16 protein-coding genes are annotated in these 16395 nt (G+C 49.0%); 13 read left to right on the top strand and 3 right to left on the bottom strand.

What is annotated here, in order from left to right; all coding sequences use genetic code 11:
• Positions 1-6: 6 nt before the first annotated feature.
• The 3 genes from DYD62_RS09580 to DYD62_RS09570 form a co-directional block, all read right to left on the bottom strand.
• Positions 7-1044, bottom strand: a complete 1038-nt coding sequence (locus DYD62_RS09580; RefSeq protein WP_115227134.1) for an ABC transporter ATP-binding protein — start codon at positions 1042-1044, stop codon at positions 7-9.
• Positions 1045-1265: 221 nt separating this feature from the next.
• On the bottom strand, positions 1266-2861 hold the full coding sequence (locus DYD62_RS09575; protein ID WP_115227133.1) for an ABC transporter permease: 1596 nt from the start codon (positions 2859-2861) through the stop codon (positions 1266-1268).
• A gap of 256 nt (positions 2862-3117) precedes the next feature.
• A complete protein-coding gene (locus tag DYD62_RS09570) occupies positions 3118-4104 on the bottom strand; it encodes an extracellular solute-binding protein (protein ID WP_373280362.1) in 987 nt (328 codons plus the stop codon).
• A 540-nt stretch (positions 4105-4644) separates the two neighbouring features.
• On the opposite strand from DYD62_RS09570, the gene DYD62_RS09565 reads away from it, so the two are divergent.
• From DYD62_RS09565 to DYD62_RS09505, 13 genes are all read left to right on the top strand, one after another.
• A complete protein-coding gene (locus DYD62_RS09565) occupies positions 4645-4962 on the top strand; it encodes a c-type cytochrome (protein ID WP_115227131.1) in 318 nt (105 codons plus the stop codon).
• Between the two features lie 44 nt (positions 4963-5006).
• On the top strand, positions 5007-6248 hold the full coding sequence (locus DYD62_RS09560) for a molybdopterin-dependent oxidoreductase (protein ID WP_115227130.1): 1242 nt from the start codon (positions 5007-5009) through the stop codon (positions 6246-6248).
• A gap of 8 nt (positions 6249-6256) precedes the next feature.
• Positions 6257-6580, top strand: coding sequence for a hypothetical protein (locus DYD62_RS09555; protein ID WP_115227129.1), 324 nt, complete (start codon positions 6257-6259; stop codon positions 6578-6580).
• Positions 6581-6676: 96 nt separating this feature from the next.
• Positions 6677-7702 (top strand): YncE family protein, encoded by a 1026-nt coding sequence (locus tag DYD62_RS09550; protein ID WP_115227128.1) that lies wholly within the window; start codon positions 6677-6679, stop codon positions 7700-7702.
• An 80-nt stretch (positions 7703-7782) separates the two neighbouring features.
• The gene (locus DYD62_RS09545; protein WP_115227127.1) at positions 7783-8202 is read left to right on the top strand and encodes a nuclear transport factor 2 family protein; all 420 of its coding nucleotides are present in this window, start codon (positions 7783-7785) and stop codon (positions 8200-8202) included.
• Between the two features lie 9 nt (positions 8203-8211).
• On the top strand, positions 8212-8718 hold the full coding sequence (locus DYD62_RS09540; protein WP_115227126.1) for an RNA polymerase sigma factor: 507 nt from the start codon (positions 8212-8214) through the stop codon (positions 8716-8718).
• A gap of 8 nt (positions 8719-8726) precedes the next feature.
• Positions 8727-9542, top strand: a complete 816-nt coding sequence (locus DYD62_RS09535) for an anti-sigma factor family protein (RefSeq protein ID WP_115227125.1) — start codon at positions 8727-8729, stop codon at positions 9540-9542.
• Between the two features lie 244 nt (positions 9543-9786).
• Positions 9787-10695 carry a recombination-associated protein RdgC gene (locus DYD62_RS09530; protein WP_115227124.1) on the top strand — a complete coding sequence of 303 codons (909 nt, stop codon included), beginning with the start codon at positions 9787-9789 and terminating at the stop codon, positions 10693-10695.
• Between the two features lie 590 nt (positions 10696-11285).
• Positions 11286-13865, top strand: coding sequence for a TonB-dependent receptor (locus DYD62_RS09525; protein ID WP_115227123.1), 2580 nt, complete (start codon positions 11286-11288; stop codon positions 13863-13865).
• Positions 13866-14389: 524 nt separating this feature from the next.
• Entirely contained in the window at positions 14390-14893 is a 504-nt protein-coding gene (locus DYD62_RS09520; RefSeq protein WP_115227122.1) for a lecithin retinol acyltransferase family protein, read from the top strand.
• Positions 14893-15288 carry a hypothetical protein gene (locus DYD62_RS09515; RefSeq protein ID WP_115227121.1) on the top strand — a complete coding sequence of 132 codons (396 nt, stop codon included), beginning with the start codon at positions 14893-14895 and terminating at the stop codon, positions 15286-15288. Before DYD62_RS09520 ends, DYD62_RS09515 begins: the two co-directional genes overlap by 1 nt.
• A gap of 114 nt (positions 15289-15402) precedes the next feature.
• Positions 15403-15852 (top strand): SMI1/KNR4 family protein, encoded by a 450-nt coding sequence (locus DYD62_RS09510; RefSeq protein WP_115227120.1) that lies wholly within the window; start codon positions 15403-15405, stop codon positions 15850-15852.
• Between the two features lie 96 nt (positions 15853-15948).
• Positions 15949-16377 carry a hypothetical protein gene (locus DYD62_RS09505; RefSeq protein ID WP_132038624.1) on the top strand — a complete coding sequence of 143 codons (429 nt, stop codon included), beginning with the start codon at positions 15949-15951 and terminating at the stop codon, positions 16375-16377.
• Positions 16378-16395 lie beyond the last annotated feature (18 nt).

Genomic DNA, 16395 nt, shown 5'->3' with positions numbered 1-16395 from the left:
CCCAAGCTAGCCCCGCTTAAATGCAATAACGTGGTCAATTTCCAAGCGAATGCCAATATCCTCGCCTACTGCATGATTGTGGTGGCTTGGCACCAGCGATAATACTTTTTGACCTGATGGCAGGGCTAAGGTGTAAAGAAATTGTGCACCACGAAAAGCCTTAGCCAGCACAGTGGCTTTTGTACTGCTTGCATCGTCATGCAACACATCGTCAGGGCGAACCAGCACATCCGCCGTGCATCCTAGGCAGCAATCCTCCGGCATAGAGCCATCAATCACGCCCAGCTCAATTTTCACTTTACCGCCCTCAGCCACTACGCCGGGCAGCAGCACCCCTTCGCCCACAAAATCAGCTACAAAACGATCAAGTGGCCGGTGGTATAAATCATAAGGCGTGGCCCATTGGCGAATTTTACCTTCAGCCATCACCCCTACTTTATCGGCCACGGCAAAGGCTTCCCGCTGATCGTGGGTGACTAAAATTGCCGTCATGCCCGCAGCCTTTAATATAGCGCGCACTTCCTGCCCCAGCCTTTCGCGCAGCTCCACATCTAAATTTGAAAAAGGCTCGTCCAGCAATAACAGCTGCGGGCGCGGGGCCAGTGCACGGGCCAGTGCCACACGCTGCTGCTGGCCACCTGATAATTCATGCGGATAGCGATGTTCCACATGACCCAGGCCCACCAGTTGCAAAGCATCGGCCACGCGTTTGTCTTGCTCTGTTTTGCTTTCGCCCCTCAGGCCAAAGGCAATATTGCCCGCCACAGTAAGATGAGGGAAAAGCGCGTAATCCTGAAACACCATGCCAATCTGACGCTGCTCCGGCGGCAGCATTTTCGCTGCGCTACTGACTTTATGGCCTGCCAGCGTCATCTCGCCCGCAGCCGGTTTTTCAAAACCTGCAATCGCTCTCAAAACGGTGGTTTTACCACAGCCGGAAGCCCCCAACAGACAGCCAATTTCGCCCACTTGTAAATGCAGAGACAGATTGTCCACCACGGTGCGCCCGCCAAGGCGAATCGCAAGATCAGATATTTTCAGCATATAAACCCTTAAAACAGACCAGACCAAACAAAACCTAAGTTCTGTAGACACGGAGAACACAGAGCAAAACAAGAGAGGACACGGAGAAAAACAAAGAGGGCTTCTGTACAAATGAAACTTACATAAAATCCAGGAACATCTTTCACTCTTTCGTTTTTCTCTGTGTGCCTTTTGTTCTCCCGCCTTTCTCTGCGTCTAAAGACCTTTTTAACTTCCCTACATCAGTCTTCCGTTTTTCTGACCAGCAGAATGACCGGAATCAGGCCCATTAACACAATAAAGAAACTCGGCAGGGCTGCGCGCTCCCACATACCTTCCGAAGTCATTTCAAATACACGCACCGCCAAAGTGTCCCAGCCAAAGGGGCGGGTCATCAGGGTAATGGGCATTTCTTTCATTACATCGACAAAGGCAATCAGTAAGGCCGTTAGCAGACCGCCACGCAGCAGCGGCAAATGCACGCGTCTTAATACCTGCTTTGATGACAAGCCTAAAGATCGGGCGGCGTCTTCCTGATTACGGGTAATCCGCTGCATGGCGGTATCGATGGGCGCAAAAGCCACAGCCATAAAACGCGCGGCCAGCGCCAGCAACATCACCGCCAGAGTGCCTTTTAAAACTTGCGTCGTCACAATGCCAAAGTAAGCCAGAAAAGGGATTAACAGATTATCCAGCCAGGCAATCGGAATAAACACCCCCACCGCCAGCACCGTACCCGGCACGGCATAGCCCAGCGTAGCAATGCGGACCAGCCAACGTGTCTCATGGTAGCGGCGCTGCGCATAAACCAAGATCAGGCCCAAACCCGTGACCAGCAATGCCGCCATCCCGCCAATGGCAATCGAGCGCAAAATAAACCAAGGGTAGCGCTCGTCAAAATCAATCGCCCACACGCTTTTTACCCAAACCAGCAGCTGAATAAAAGGAATCACAAACGCAATAAGCAGCACCACGCTGCACCAGGCCAGCGCCAGATAGCGCCCTGCTCCGCGCAAAATAATCCGCTCTGCCGATCCGCCGCGCACCGCATAATGCCTGCGGCCACGCCCCCATTGCTCGGCCAAGGCCAGCCCCAGTACAAACAGCACCAGAATGGATGCCAGCTGTGATGCAGCAGGCAAATTAAACAAAGAGAACCATGATTGATAAATCGCGGTGGTAAAGGTGTCGTAATTAAAAATAGAAACCGTGCCAAAATCGGCCAGCGTTTCCATCAGCACCAAGAGCACTCCGCCAATCAGCCAAGGGCGCGCCATAGGTAAAGACACCCTAAAAAACGCCATACGTCTGGACATACCCAGCATTTGCGCAGCCTCTATTCCGCGCTTGCCCTGGGTTAAAAACGCGTTTCTTGCCAGCAAATAAACATAGGGATAAAACGCCAGGGTAAGCACCAGAATCACCCCGCCAGTTGAGCGGATACGCGGAAACCAAGACGAATCCCCTGTCCACGCCCTTAATAGTGTTTGCACCGGCCCGGTAAAATCCAGCAGGCCCACCTGCACAAAAGCCAGCACATAGGCAGGCATGGCCAGCGGCAGCATCAGGCTCCAAGCAAAAAACCGCCGGAAAGGGAAATCACAGACAGCTGTGAGCCATGCAAGAGAAACGCCCAGCAGCAACACACCTGCCGTTACGCCCAGCATTAAAACAGCGGTGTTTTTAAGAACACGGGGCAAAACATATTCGGAAAGATGCTGCCAGACTTCTGGCTGCGGATGCAGAAAGGAAGACAACACCACCAGCAGGGGGATAAGGGTCAGTAAAGCGATCGGCAGCGTGTACAGCGACCCTTTAGAAAACAATTTTTGCATCATTAATAAAACCCAAATCCTGAACCACAGACCGTACTGCACGGAGAAAACCAAGAAAAATACGCAGATTCATCATGGCTCAGGTATTTATCCTAGATATCTGCTTAATCTTCAGTGAAGCGGGCCGTTCCATTTTTATGAAGTGAAACGGGCAAGACAGAAAATCTGCTTGCCCGTACTATGCAACGGCTCACGATCACTTACAAGGAACAAACCCCATTTGCGAGCCTGGTGTTATTTAATTGTAACGAAGATCCACTTAGCGATAACCGGCTCTGTCCATCAGACGGACCGCCGTTGATTGCAGCTCACCCGCTTTAGATACATTAATCACATTGGATTTAAACGGCCCCCAGCTTGCAACCAGAGGGGAAGCCTTAATTTTTGGATTAGCCGGGAATTCCATATCTTTATCTGCGTAAAGATTTTGCGCTTTATCTGATGACAGCCATTCAAGCAGCTTAATCGCACCTGCCTGATTTTTAGCATAACGCGTAACCCCCGCGCCAGACACATTCACATGCACGCCTTCAGCCTGCTGGTTTGCCCAGAAAATACTGACTGGTAAATTAGGCTGCGCCTCAATCAGGCGGCCAAAGTAATAAGTATTAGCAATACCCACATCACACTGGCCCGCTGCAATCGCTTTTAGCATGGCGGTATCGTCCTGGAACACATCGGTCGCTAGGTTATCTACCCAGCCACGGACGATTTTCTCGGTTTTAGGCTCGCCATACTGGGCAATCATCATGCCCACCAAAGACTGGTTGTACACTTTTTTAGATGTACGCAGGCACAGCTTGCCTTTCCACTTTGGATTTGCCAGATCTTCATAGCTGGATAAATCGGTGGCTTTTACTTTGTTCTTATTAAAGAACATCGTCCGGGCGCGTACCGACAGGCCATACCATTCGCCTTTGGGATCGCGTAAATGCGCTGGGATATTGTCATTTAAGGTATTGGATTGAATCGATTTCAACAGCCCCATTTTGGAAGCCTGCCACAAATTACCTGCATCCACGGTAATCAGGGCATCCGCCGAGGTGTTTTGCGCTTCTGCACGCAGACGCTCAAGTAAAGGGCCTTCTTTATCGGTAAGCAGCTTTACTTCAATGCCCGTTTCTTTCGTGAATGCATCCAGTAAAGGCTTTAAGAGCTGTTCATTGCGGGCCGAATACAAAGTTACGCTTTCAGCATGAGCAAGAGAGGTAGCAGCAAGCAGGGAGGCAAGTACAAGACGCTTCACGGGAAATCCTTCTTTAAAATGTAAACAACACCACAGATGATTAGAAACCATTCTCAATTCGCAGCAAGAATGACATAGACGCGCAAAGAAAGGAAGACACAAATCACTTAAAAGACGCGGCCTGAGCCAAGTTTTCGCCCTGTAACGGATCAAAACTTACACGTTTTCATCACACCGGCATGGGTTCAGCCGCCCCCAGCGCGATCTTTTCCTCACAATTTTAGGAAAAGCCCGCAAACCATGCCGAAAAAGATGCACTTTGATCAGGCCACAAAGCCCACGCCACAAGCGCTTCACAGCCCTCTGCTGGCTGCAAAACGGCTGAAGCAGGCCGGATAACCCTGCTCCAAACCCTTACTGTCATTCACTTTATCTATACGTTTAATTCAAATCATTTAGATATGTTAAATGATCAGTTCAGGCTACGCTGCAGACTTGCTGGCTCACCGGCTTAAAAGCGGTAGCAACTGATTGGCACTTCAAACACAAATTGATTTGCACTTTAAACACAAAGAATAATTACTACACCACGGGATATATATGAACTTACTCCAACAAAGCGCATTCGTTTTATCAATCGGCATGCTGTCGGGCTACTCTTTTGCTGCAGATGGCATGGCACTGGCGCAAAAAAACAATTGCTTGGCCTGTCACTCGGTGGACAAAAAAATAGTCGGCCCTTCTTATAAAGACGTCGCGCTTAAATATAAAGGCAATGCTGGCGCTTTAAATATGCTGATGACCAAAGTAAAAAATGGCGGCGGTGGCGTATGGGGATCAATGCCTATGCCCCCTAATCCACAAATTAATCCAGAAGATATGAAAACGATTGTGAGCTGGGTTTTAAAACAAAAATAAGCTGAAGCAATTCACAGCAGGCTATTTATCACAAGGCGCTCATTATGAAAAAAGATGAACATTCATTTTTCAGCAGAAGAACCCTTCTTAAAGGGGGGCTTGCCTCTGCCGTATCTGCAGGGCTGCTTTCCATTCCCAATAAAGCATGGGCACTGTCATTACTTGATCAAGGGTTTGAGAACGGGATAAGGGAATTAGTCCCCTATCCGCAAAAATACCCATTACTCAGAATAACCACCCGCCCCGTTCATTTAGAAACCCCTTTTTCTTATTTTGATCAGAGCCTGATTACGCCCAATAAAGCGGTATTTGTACGTTACCACCTTGCTAATCATCCGCTGAATATTGACGAAAGTGCGCATATTTTAAGCATTAAAGGAAATGTAAACCATCCGCTTAAACTCAGTATTGCAGACTTAAAACAGCGATTTAATCAGGTTTCATTTAATGTTGTACTGCAATGCGCAGGCAATGGCCGGGCCTTATTTTCACCCCGCGTGCCGGGTGCACAGCTCGGCAATGGCTCTATGGCCTGTTTTAAAGTCACAGGTGTTAGATTGGCCGATGTTTTAAAGGCAGCAGGTATTGGCCCAAATGCCAGGCAGATTAAATACCGAGGGCTGGACGAGCCTGCCTTGCCTGTTACACCCGCTTTTATTCGCGCCTTGGATATTGATAAAGCATTATCTGAGCATGTTTTAATTGCATGGGCCATGAATGGCGAGCCTCTGCCCATGCTGAATGGATTTCCTATTCGTTTAGTTGTGCCCGGCTATTTTGCCCCCTACTGGATGAAGCATCTTTCAGAAATAGAAGTGATCAACACCGAGTTTGATGGCTGGTTTGCAAAAGAAGCCTATATGGTTCCGGATACAGAAAACAATGGCATCGCCCCAAATACACCCATTAAAAACAAAATCCCGCTAACCAAACTCAAAGTTCGCTCATTCATTACCAATATCGAAAATGGCAAGAAAATAAAACTAAATAATGGTGAATTAACGCTGCGGGGAATTGCTTTTGACTGTGGCAGTGGTATTCGTGCTGTGGATTGCTCTGCCGATGGCGGGAAAACGTGGCTTCCAGCCGCGCTGGGCAAAAACATTGGCCACTATGCCTTCAGACCATGGATCATCACCTTGAAGCAATTAAAAAATGGCCCGGTTAATTTAATGGCAAGGGCAACCGCCAATAGTGGGGAAACACAACCATTAGAGCAGCCATGGAATCCTGGGGGCTATGCTCGCAATGTGGTTGAGCGCGTTCATGCGCAGCTTGAATCATGAGGTCAATCATGAAATATATTGGCCTGACCATCGCTTTGTTTACTTTTATCAACCCGGCATTGGCGCTAGAAATAAAACTCCCGGCCGAAACCAGCATGTATCCCGCCAATGCCAACCCGGCTTATGTAACAACACTGCAAAAATGCTTAATTTGCCACTCGGCCGATTACGCTTTATATCAACCCAATTTATCTGAAAAAGAGTGGTTTAAAATCACAGAAAAAATGCGTCTCTCCTTTAAAGCGCCCATTACTCAGCAGGAAGCATCACAGATAGCAGCCTATCTTTTTCAAACTCAACAAGATCGTGTCAGGCCCGCCAGGCAAAAATAATTCACAAGTGATGGAATAAAAATCCGGTGCCATACGTCCACCTTTGTAAGAGGCGCTTTGTATACCGCAAGGCCCTTTTCTTTTGACAGGATCTATATGAAGCACCCATTTCGTACCACCGCAGCCCAACTGTGTACAGCCCTTTTATCCCTGACTTGCAGCTCTGGTGTATGGGCCGCTGACATCAGCCCCGTAAAATTTGACAGCCAGATCCGTAACAATTCGCTGGCCCTAAGCCCAGATGAAAGCACGGCGGTCGTGTCTTATAGCGAGCGCCCAGAGCTACTTGTTTACGATCTTAAAAAAGGGGAGCTTCGCCAAACCTTGCCGGGTTATATCACGCCCAGAAATATTGTTTTCGCTCCGGACGGCAAATCGTTTTATGTCTCCGACAGCAGCCTTGGTGAAATCGTAAAAACAGACACCGCCACCCTGCAAATCCAATCACGCATGGCCGCCGGTCCTGGTGCCTTTGGCACGGCGATCAGCAAAGATGGCCAAAATTTATATCTGAATAACCAGGCCTCAAACACCGTCACCCGCTTTGATACCCGCAGCGGTTTAGCTCGCAGTGTGATCACCGGCTTTGCTCAACCACGCCAGGGTGTAAAGCTAAGCCCCGATGGCAGCAAACTCTATGTCACCAATTTTCTAGGCGACAAAGTCACTATTGTTGACACTAAGACCGACAAAATTGAAGGGGAAATCAAAGACTTCAGCAAGATTCGCGCAATTTCAATCAGCGCAGACGGCAAGACCCTGTTTGCAGCCAATAGCGGCACACACACTCTTGCGGTTGTCGATATTGCCATGCGGGAAATCAAAAACCTCGTTGCCGTTGGCCGCGAGCCTTACGGTGCAGCGCTCTCGCCGGATGGCCGTTTTATTTATGCAGGCAACCTAGCCGATCAGACAGTTTCGGTGGTTGATGTTGCCACTTTGCAGGTAGCTGCAACCATCACCGGCTTTAAGCAGCCGCGCCAGGCCATTGCATTTACCCGCGACGGCAAACTGGCCTATGTGCTCAATGAAGATCTCAGCATTGCCAAAGTTGACCGGGATAGCCAAAAAATTGTGCAGCACATCACGGCAGCCCCCAAAAACATCTCTGCCCCTCTTTAATAACGCAGATTGAGCAAAGCGGGCTTCGCCCCGCCCAGCCGACTGTTTCCACGCCCGATAACACAAAGGATTAATCCGCCATGCTTAAACGCGCCCTTTTACCTGCAGCCCTCATTTTGCTGAGTACCCACGCTTTTGCCTCCCCCGCAGAGGACAGCCGCGCACACTTTCAAAGCATCGCGTCTGGGGAAGTTGTACAGCTCATGCAAAGCTACACCGAGCAAGCCCAATTCAACTGGGTAGGTGGCCCTATTGATGGCCTTTATGCAGGCAAAACAGCCATCAGTACGGTATGGAGTAAATTTACCCAGGCGCAAGGCACGCAAAAAGTCAGCATAGAGAAACTGGAAGAGTCACTCAACCCCAAAGGGGCAACCGTCACGGCCAATGTTTTCTTTGAAGGCAAAGCCAAAATCAAAGTCCGCTATGTACTGACCTGGCGTGAAGGAAAAATCATCAATGAAACATGGCAAATTGATCCACAATTAAATTTTAACTAAGCGTATTCCATGCGGCTCGACGAGCACGAACTGCTAAATATGCTGCCCCGCCTGCGCAGATATGCGCGGGCGTTGGTGCGGCATAAGGAGGAGGCCGACGATCTGGTGCAAGACACACTAGAACGCGCATGGCTGAAATCCAGCCTGTGGCGAGGGGTTGCGGATATGCGCGGTTGGTTATTCAGCATCATGCATAATCTGCACGCAGATGGTGTACGCCGCCCGCGTATTCATACGGTTGAGCTGGATAACAACACCCCGGAAATCCCTATTGCCGCCCGGCAAGGAGAACAGCTGGCGATGCGTGATTTACAAGCGGCACTCAATCAACTGCCCGATGAGCAAAGAGAAGTATTATTACTGGTGGCGCTGGAAGAAATGGCTTACGCAGATATTGCTCAAACATTAAATATTCCTATCGGCACAGTGATGTCCCGGCTATCGCGAGGCCGTGAACGCTTACGCATCGTGCTGGAAACACAAGCTAAACCTATCCGCTTAAAAATCGTCAAATGAGCCCCCCGATGAATCCAACGCACGCGGTGACTGAAGCAGAACTCCATGCCAGTATTGATGGACAGCTTTCCTCAGAGAGGCAACTTGAAGTCGAGGCTTATCTGATAGCGCATCCAGAAGAAGCACGGCGCATGCAAAGCTATCAGGCGCAAAAACAAGCTTTGCGTGATTTATACAACCCCGTACTCAATGAAAAGCTATCCGCCCGCCTGCAATATGCCGCCAAAGCGCCAAGACAGTGGCATTTGCAAAGGATTGCCGCCGGCATCGTGATCGCAATCAGCAGCGCCGGATCCGCATGGGTGGCAAGAGGGATGGCCGATGAACACCTGCTACAAACCGCCTATATCCAGCCCTCTGACGGTGATGATGCACCCCATAAGCTGGCCGGTTTTGCTCAGCGTGCTGCCGTGGCCCATGTTGTTTACAGCCCAGACACCAATCGCCCCGTTGAAGTTGGCGCGGATCAAGAACAACAACTGGAAAACTGGTTATCACGGCGCTTAGGCTCCGCAATCAAGCCACCCAGCCTGCAATCTGTCGGCTATACCCTGATCGGCGGCAGGCTCCTGCCGGGCGAGCGTGGGCCCGTCGCCCAATTGATGTACCACGATGCATCTGGCAAAAGGCTCACGCTTTATGTTACCCAAGAAATCTCATCTCAAGCCAAGGCCATATCCGCTTTTCAATTTGGTCAGGACGGGCCGGTAAACGTGTTTTATTGGGTAGATAAAAACATGGGGTATGCAATTTCCAGCGGCGATGCACGGCCTGATTTATTGCGTGTAGCAAAAGCGGTTCATCAGCAAAAAATAATGATGTAAGCCCGCCTAAGCAGCAAACACTCAACGCCTGCCTTTGGCGGCATGCTCTCAAGCATCCCCAAAATAACACGTCGCCATTTATGCCCCCTTGCTGCAGGCAAATTTTTGGCTGGACAATCGTCCCGCTAACGCTTAATTTATCGCCCATTGAATACCGTAAAATATCAGCTCTGATCTCTGAGCCGCTTTAGCAAATGCTCAGTAAGCAATCACTCCCCTCACTGCCTTTAATCGAGTTTCTGCCATGCTCTGGTTTCGTAATATTCAGCTCTACCGTCTTAGCCCCGAACATGCCCTTTCGGCCGAATCGATCGCCGAATGCTTGATGAAAAAGCCATTTTTCCCCTGTGGCAGCCATGATTTGATGAGCCAAGGGTGGATTCCGCCTGCACCGCATGTGCCGGATGAGTTTATTTTTGCCCGCCAGGATATGGTTTTAGTTAGCTTAAAAACCGAAGAAAAAATCCTGCCTGCTGTAGTGGTCAAGCAGGAAGCGGAAGAGCGTATCCGCCATATTGAGGAAGAAGAAGCGCGCAAAGTGGGCCGCAAAGAGGCCAAAGATATTCGCGAACGCGTAGCAGAAGAACTACGCCCGCGCGCCTTTACCCGTATCAGCACCCACCGCGCCCTGATTGATTTAAAACTCAATTTAATTCTGGTCGATAGCGCCGCAGCCGCCAAAGCAGAAAACCTGCTGGTCAGCCTAAGGGACGCACTGGGCAGCCTGCCAACGCGATTGATTCAAACGCAAATCACCCCGCAAACCGCCATGACCAGCTGGCTAGAAAACGAAGTGCCGGTGCCCTTCGAGCTAGATGCCGATTGCGAATTGAAATTCCCAGGCGACGATGGCGCAATTGCCCGCTTTGTTCGCCAGGATTTACACAGCGATGAAGTCAAGCAGCATCTTGCTACCGGTAAGCTGGTCAGCAAAATGGGCATGGCGTGGAATGAGCGCATTGCTTTTCAGCTGACTGAAAAGCTAGAAATCAAGCGCATGAGCATGCTGGATGTATTAGAAGACGAGCTGAAAGACGCCGATGTGGATACGCAAGACGCGATGTTTGAATCAAGCTTTGCGCTGGCTACCGGTGAATTACGCCAGTTTATTCCTGAGCTGATCACTGCGCTGGGTGAAGAGCTGGCCAGCTAAGCACCCTGCCCAGACCCAAACGCCGCTCATTTAAAGAGCGGCGTTTTTTTTGTGCTTGAAATGAGCCAGGGCCTGAAACTGATCCGCCGCACTAAGAAGACCTTGAAACAAACCGAAAAATCACTTCATCGCGGCTCTTCTCTGCAAATCGCGATGCTCACATCTGAATCAAGCATTCAAACCTTTACGCCCCCGTTTTAAACTCAAGCACTTTGATCGTCAGGCAAGCGTTTGATTCGCAATCAAAAAGCCTCAAACACTAAAGCATATTCTCCCTCATTAGCATACTTCCCTGCCATTATCTGCCCCAGTTTCTTCCTACTCTTATCTTTATATTCCAAATAAATATATATAACTAATTTTATATTCTTTTTGGTAATTTTAAACACTCGTTATAGTGCTTACACCTTACTAAGAAAGCAATGCCATGCAAGCAAATCTCTTCCCCCTGATCGCCCTGCCCAACAGCCACTGCTGCTGCCGCTCTCTTTAAACCTTATCCCTGCATAAAAAAATGCGCCTTGCTCAGACAAGGCGCAGGGACAAACTTTGCCTTTTTTCCAGCACTACAGATATGTACCGAGGATAGTATGTTTAAACCATTAGCCATCGCGCTGGCCATTAGCGCTGCTTTTCCCGCTATTGCAGCAGAAACCACACCCAATAAAGTAGAACGCGTGACCGTAACCGGCTCTAATATTCGCGTCAGCCAAAAAGCGGGTGCAACCGCTGTGCAAGTGATCAGCGCCAAAGAAATTGCCGCCAGTGGCAAAACCAGCGTCTCCGAAGTGATCCGCTCTATCTCTGCCAATAGCGGCAATAGCTATAACGAGCAATTTACCGGCAGCTTTTCGGCGGGCACCTCCGGCGTTTCCTTACGCGGGCTTGGCCAAAAAAACACCTTGGTGCTGATTAATGGCAAGCGCATCAGCAGCTATGCCACGGCACAAAACTTACAAGAAACCTTTGTTGATCTGAACAGCCTGCCTATGGCGGCCGTGCAAAGAATTGAAATCTTAAAAGACGGCGCATCGTCTGTTTACGGCTCGGATGCCGTGGCGGGCGTGGTTAATATTATTTTGTATTCAGAATTTAAAGGCACCGAGCTGAGCGCCGAGCTGGGCTCATCCACCGAAGGCACAGGACAAACCGAAAAGAACTTTTCGATCAAAACCGGCTTTGGTGATTTTAATGAAGACAACTTCAATGTCGTATTTTCTTTAGACGGGCAAAAGCGCGATCAGCTTGACCAAAGCGATGTGAGCTGGATGAAAGAAGGCGATTTCAGAAACCAATCGGGTGGCAGCCTAAACCGGGTGATCACCAATTACTATGATGGCGACCCGACCAAGCTACTGGGCGGCCCGCAAGGCCCTATCAAGCTTACTGATTACGGCAGCATTACAGACGGCAAAACCGGCCAAGTTTTGGCGTATAACAACGCCCCCTACAGCACGCTGATCCCAGGAATTGAGCGCTATCACGCCTTTGCCCGCGCCAATTTGCGGATTAACGATGATACGCAAGCCTATGCAGAATATTTATATGGTTTCTCTCGTGCCAACCTGACTTTTGCTGCTCCACTCACTGTTAGCAGCACTTTGCGCGCATGGAATAATCAAAAACAAGCTTTAGACACCATTAATAATAAATTGCCGGTAGGCCACCCCAACAACCCTGGCACCACGCCGCTGGATTTCACCGCCACGCTGTTTGATTTGGGTAAACGCCTGAAAACCGATGAAGTGACCCTGCATCGTGTTTTATCCGGTATCAAAGGCACGGCCTTGGGCTGGGATTGGGATGCATCGCTTGGCTATTCACAAAGCACGCTGGAAGAAACCGTACAGAATTTTGTAAACCGCTATGAATACGAAAAAGTATTAAAAGACGGCAGCTACAACTTTGCCGATCAATCCAAAAATAGCGAAGAAGTCCGTAACCGTCTGCGCCTCTCTACCCTGCGCCCGGCAAAATCGAGCTTGATTACTGCTGATATCAGCGCATCCTCTGCCGAATTGTTTGAGCTGCCTGCTGGCAGTGTAGGCTTTGCCACTGGCGCGCAGTTCCGTCAGGAAAAAATGGATTCGCGCACCTCCGATGCCGTGCTTTCAGGCACCGAGCTGCGCCCGGCGATTAATATTATCGATGGCGAACGCAAAGTCTCCGCCGTCTTTGCCGAGCTCAACATTCCAGTGATTAAAGACTTAAACGTCAACCTAGCGGCAAGAGCCGATCATTACAGCGATTTTGGCAATGCTTTCTCGCCTAAAGCCAGTGCCCGTTACCAAGCTGCAGACTGGCTGTTGCTGCGCGGCTCTGCATCCCGCGGCTTCCGTGCGCCTTCTTTGCCTGAGATCACCCAAAGCTCGGCCGTCAGCTACGGCGCTGTGGTTGATCCGCGTGATCCAATTGCACCAACCAAATCACGCGGCGTAACCAACATTATCGCCGCCAACAAAGATCTGCAGCCAGAGCGCTCGAACAACTTTAATCTGGGCTTTGTGCTCTCGCCAACAAACGACAGCAGCATTGGCCTTGATTACTACAACATTAAGCAAAGTGGCCTGATTGGCACGCAAAGTGGCGCGGATATTATCGCCAACGAAAGCCGTGATCCCAGCAAAATTGTGCGCGATGATAAGGGGCGCATCAGCACGCTTTATCGCCAGTACAGCAATATGGGCGATCGCGAAACATCGGGCATTGATCTAGATTTACGTCAGCGCTTTAACAGCAAAGACTATGGCAGCTTAAAACTGGGCAGCCAGATCAGCCATGTTTTAAGATTTGCCGAGCCGCTTTCCACTGGCGAGCCGCTCACCGATGGCGCAGGCAGCAATCAATTTGGCTCGATTCCAAAATGGCGCGCCGTCAGCGATGCCACATGGGACATTGGCGCATGGTCCACCACCCTGACATGGAGCTATGTTGGCGGCTACGATCAAGCTTCTGCCAGCGCCACCGACACCACCAAATATGTTGACTCATTCAACACCTTTGATCTGACCGCCAGTTGGAAACTGGCCAAAGACACCACGCTAACCGCCAAAGTCATCAACCTGAGCAATACCCGCCCACCGTGGGATTCTTCAACTGATTTCTTTGACCACACCCAAGCAGACCCGCGCGGCCGCTTTGCCTCGGCCAAGCTGACTTACAAATTCTAAAATAATCCTTTTCTGACTTAGCGCTAAATATATGCCCCGCATAATTTGCGGGGCATATAAAGCGTTAAACCTTTCAATATTTTACTTAAACCTTTCAACAACAAAACCCGGCCCCAGAGACCGGACGCCGCTCACTGACGGCGCTGGTTTTGCATCCCCTTAGAAGAAAGAGAGATTGAGGGTAATGCCATTCACTTAAAGTGTTGATTTTGCTTCCCGCTTAGGAAAAGGGGGATTAAGAGGGATTTGCCTTTGGCTTTTTTACTTTTAAGCCCAATATCAACTGCAAATCTCCCGCCACCCCTTACGCCGAACATCAATAAATCAATAACAAACCTGACGCAACAATAGCGCACGGTGGAAACATCCCATCAATCGGGTGTAGTATATCGGCATAAAACACATCAGGCCGCACCCCGCAAGGCACTTCAAGGGAGCGCGACCTTTTTATACACCTAAGATGGTGGCTTTTTTGCCGTTTTAGGGTGTCTACATCTTGTTATACGAATAAGGAGGCACAAGTAATGTTTGGTATTTTCGGCAAAGGATTATTAGGTAATCTGGTGGAGAGTTTTGTTGATAATGTTATCAGAGATACTGTGTATCCAATAAAAGGAAGTATTGTTTACTGTGATTTGGCCTTTGGCAATGCAGAACACTCCGGTATATATGTTGGGAATAATAAAATCGTTCATCTTGATGGCTCTGGCGATATTGAAATTGTTTCACCCAAGATATTTCTGGATAGATTAGGTGGATTTAATTCAGCTATAAGTATTTACGTTTCTTGTGATGGCGATTCACCTGTAGGTAGCAATAAGACCGCTAAAAGGGCTAAGGATATGGCCGGGAGTTGTAGGGATTACAATTTCATTTTAGATAATTGCCATCAGTTTACTTCGGGGTGTATATCTGGAGATTTTGAAAATTCAGATAACTTTCTGTGGATGCTAAAAGATACTGCAAAATCAGAACTCAATGCAAGCACATGGAGGGTCTGGGAAACTGTAGACGGGGAGTACGTCTAATGAAGCATATTGGTAGTTTTGGTGAATATGTAACACTGTCAGAATTGTTACGACGTGACATAGAAGCGTACCCAGCTATTTTAAAAAATCAAGAGGATTATGATATTACAGTCATAGTTAGTGCCTCGAAAGTTGTTAGATTACAAGTTAAAACAACTGAATTACAAAACAATAGTACAAACAACTCGGTTAAAGGAACTGACAAAAACTATGATTTTCTTGTCCTTGTTGTGATTGATAATGAGAATGTAAAATTTTACGTTATACCCAAAAAGAAGGTGGATGATATCAGGTTTAATTCTGTAGATTTATCGGTCTCTCGGAAAAATGGAAGCTCATATTGTGTTAAAAACTGCTTTAATGATTTTGAAAACAAGTGGGATCTAATTAAGTAATGAATTACAAATCGTATAACAATCACATGCACTCGGACAAAAAAAAGCGCCACTCGTTCCTCGCGCTGCTTTTTTCTGCCGGTGATGTGAAGCGTTAGCCGTCTTGTTGCGCATATGAACACATCTGACCAAATCTCCGCTACACAAGCCGCCGGCCATGAAGTTTGGTGTGCTGGCCCTTCTTCGGAGGAATCAGTGCGTGTTCTCGAAGCCACGCTTGGTGTAGTTCTTCCACCAAGCTACCGTCAGTTCTTGTTGAATACCGGCGCACTCGCAATTTACGACTCAACTATTTCTGGAGTAATCGACGACAACCCAACAGATACGCCAAGCGGTTCCCTATACGGCGAGACCTGTCGTTACAGGGAAGACCATAACTTGCCGGAACACTTGCTCGTTATTCAGCCAGATGAAGAGGCTCCATACTGTCTGGATTCATCTGCTGTGGGTAAGAACGGCGAGTTTCCGGTCGTATGCTTCGAGCTTGCTTCACGCCATTCCGGCGTAGTTGCGCCTTCGTTCAGTGAGTGGCTTGAAAAGTTCTTCTTTCAATGGGCGAGCTGACGGCTAACATGGCGCTCAACCTCGCTCCTTTCAGTCGCTGGACGCTGCGCGATAAAGCCGCGCAGCGCCGGTTAGCTCTACGTTGGGCGTCAAAACATGCCAAGCACTGAAGCACCTTCTTTGATTGCGTGGTGGGGAGCGGGTCTCTCCACACTCCTTGCCATAGTTAAGCTTTGGGAGCTGTGGCGTGATCGCTTCCGCCTCGAAGTCGGGTACAACTTTGCAGAGAATATAGAGATCGGAAACACCATCCTGATACGCAACCTCTCCGGAAAACCGATAATCCTTTCGTTCTGTGAGGTTCTCTACGGCTCCGGTTACTGGCCTCGCCGGAAGTTTGAAGATGTCGCTTATCCAGATCACGATTCAGGCGATCGAAGAATTGAACCCCATTCAACTCTCGAGTTGCATTTCGATGAGCATGACTATTTCTCATGGGGGCATAAAGCGTTAAAGGGAAGAAAGATTTTTATCCGTCTTCACATCGCTGGTCGAAAGCCAATCCTCAAAAAGGTATATCCATGAAGACGCCCAACACCGCAA

The organism is Iodobacter fluviatilis, from assembly GCF_900451195.1.
Lineage (GTDB): Bacteria > Pseudomonadota > Gammaproteobacteria > Burkholderiales > Chitinibacteraceae > Iodobacter > Iodobacter fluviatilis.
Note: the sequence above shows the minus strand (reverse complement) of the source record. Positions and strands in the feature narration are given on the sequence as shown.

Coding starts and splice junctions, on each gene's coding strand:
- DYD62_RS09580 (WP_115227134.1), bottom strand. CDS start 1,044: ATGCTGAAAATATCTGATCTTGCGATTCGCCTTGGCGGGCGCACCGTG.
- DYD62_RS09575 (WP_115227133.1), bottom strand. CDS start 2,861: ATGATGCAAAAATTGTTTTCTAAAGGGTCGCTGTACACGCTGCCGATC.
- DYD62_RS09565 (WP_115227131.1), top strand. CDS start 4,645: ATGAACTTACTCCAACAAAGCGCATTCGTTTTATCAATCGGCATGCTG.
- DYD62_RS09560 (WP_115227130.1), top strand. CDS start 5,007: ATGAAAAAAGATGAACATTCATTTTTCAGCAGAAGAACCCTTCTTAAA.
- DYD62_RS09555 (WP_115227129.1), top strand. CDS start 6,257: ATGAAATATATTGGCCTGACCATCGCTTTGTTTACTTTTATCAACCCG.
- DYD62_RS09550 (WP_115227128.1), top strand. CDS start 6,677: ATGAAGCACCCATTTCGTACCACCGCAGCCCAACTGTGTACAGCCCTT.
- DYD62_RS09545 (WP_115227127.1), top strand. CDS start 7,783: ATGCTTAAACGCGCCCTTTTACCTGCAGCCCTCATTTTGCTGAGTACC.
- DYD62_RS09540 (WP_115227126.1), top strand. CDS start 8,212: ATGCGGCTCGACGAGCACGAACTGCTAAATATGCTGCCCCGCCTGCGC.
- DYD62_RS09535 (WP_115227125.1), top strand. CDS start 8,727: ATGAATCCAACGCACGCGGTGACTGAAGCAGAACTCCATGCCAGTATT.
- DYD62_RS09530 (WP_115227124.1), top strand. CDS start 9,787: ATGCTCTGGTTTCGTAATATTCAGCTCTACCGTCTTAGCCCCGAACAT.
- DYD62_RS09525 (WP_115227123.1), top strand. CDS start 11,286: ATGTTTAAACCATTAGCCATCGCGCTGGCCATTAGCGCTGCTTTTCCC.
- DYD62_RS09520 (WP_115227122.1), top strand. CDS start 14,390: ATGTTTGGTATTTTCGGCAAAGGATTATTAGGTAATCTGGTGGAGAGT.
- DYD62_RS09515 (WP_115227121.1), top strand. CDS start 14,893: ATGAAGCATATTGGTAGTTTTGGTGAATATGTAACACTGTCAGAATTG.
- DYD62_RS09510 (WP_115227120.1), top strand. CDS start 15,403: ATGAACACATCTGACCAAATCTCCGCTACACAAGCCGCCGGCCATGAA.
- DYD62_RS09505 (WP_132038624.1), top strand. CDS start 15,949: ATGCCAAGCACTGAAGCACCTTCTTTGATTGCGTGGTGGGGAGCGGGT.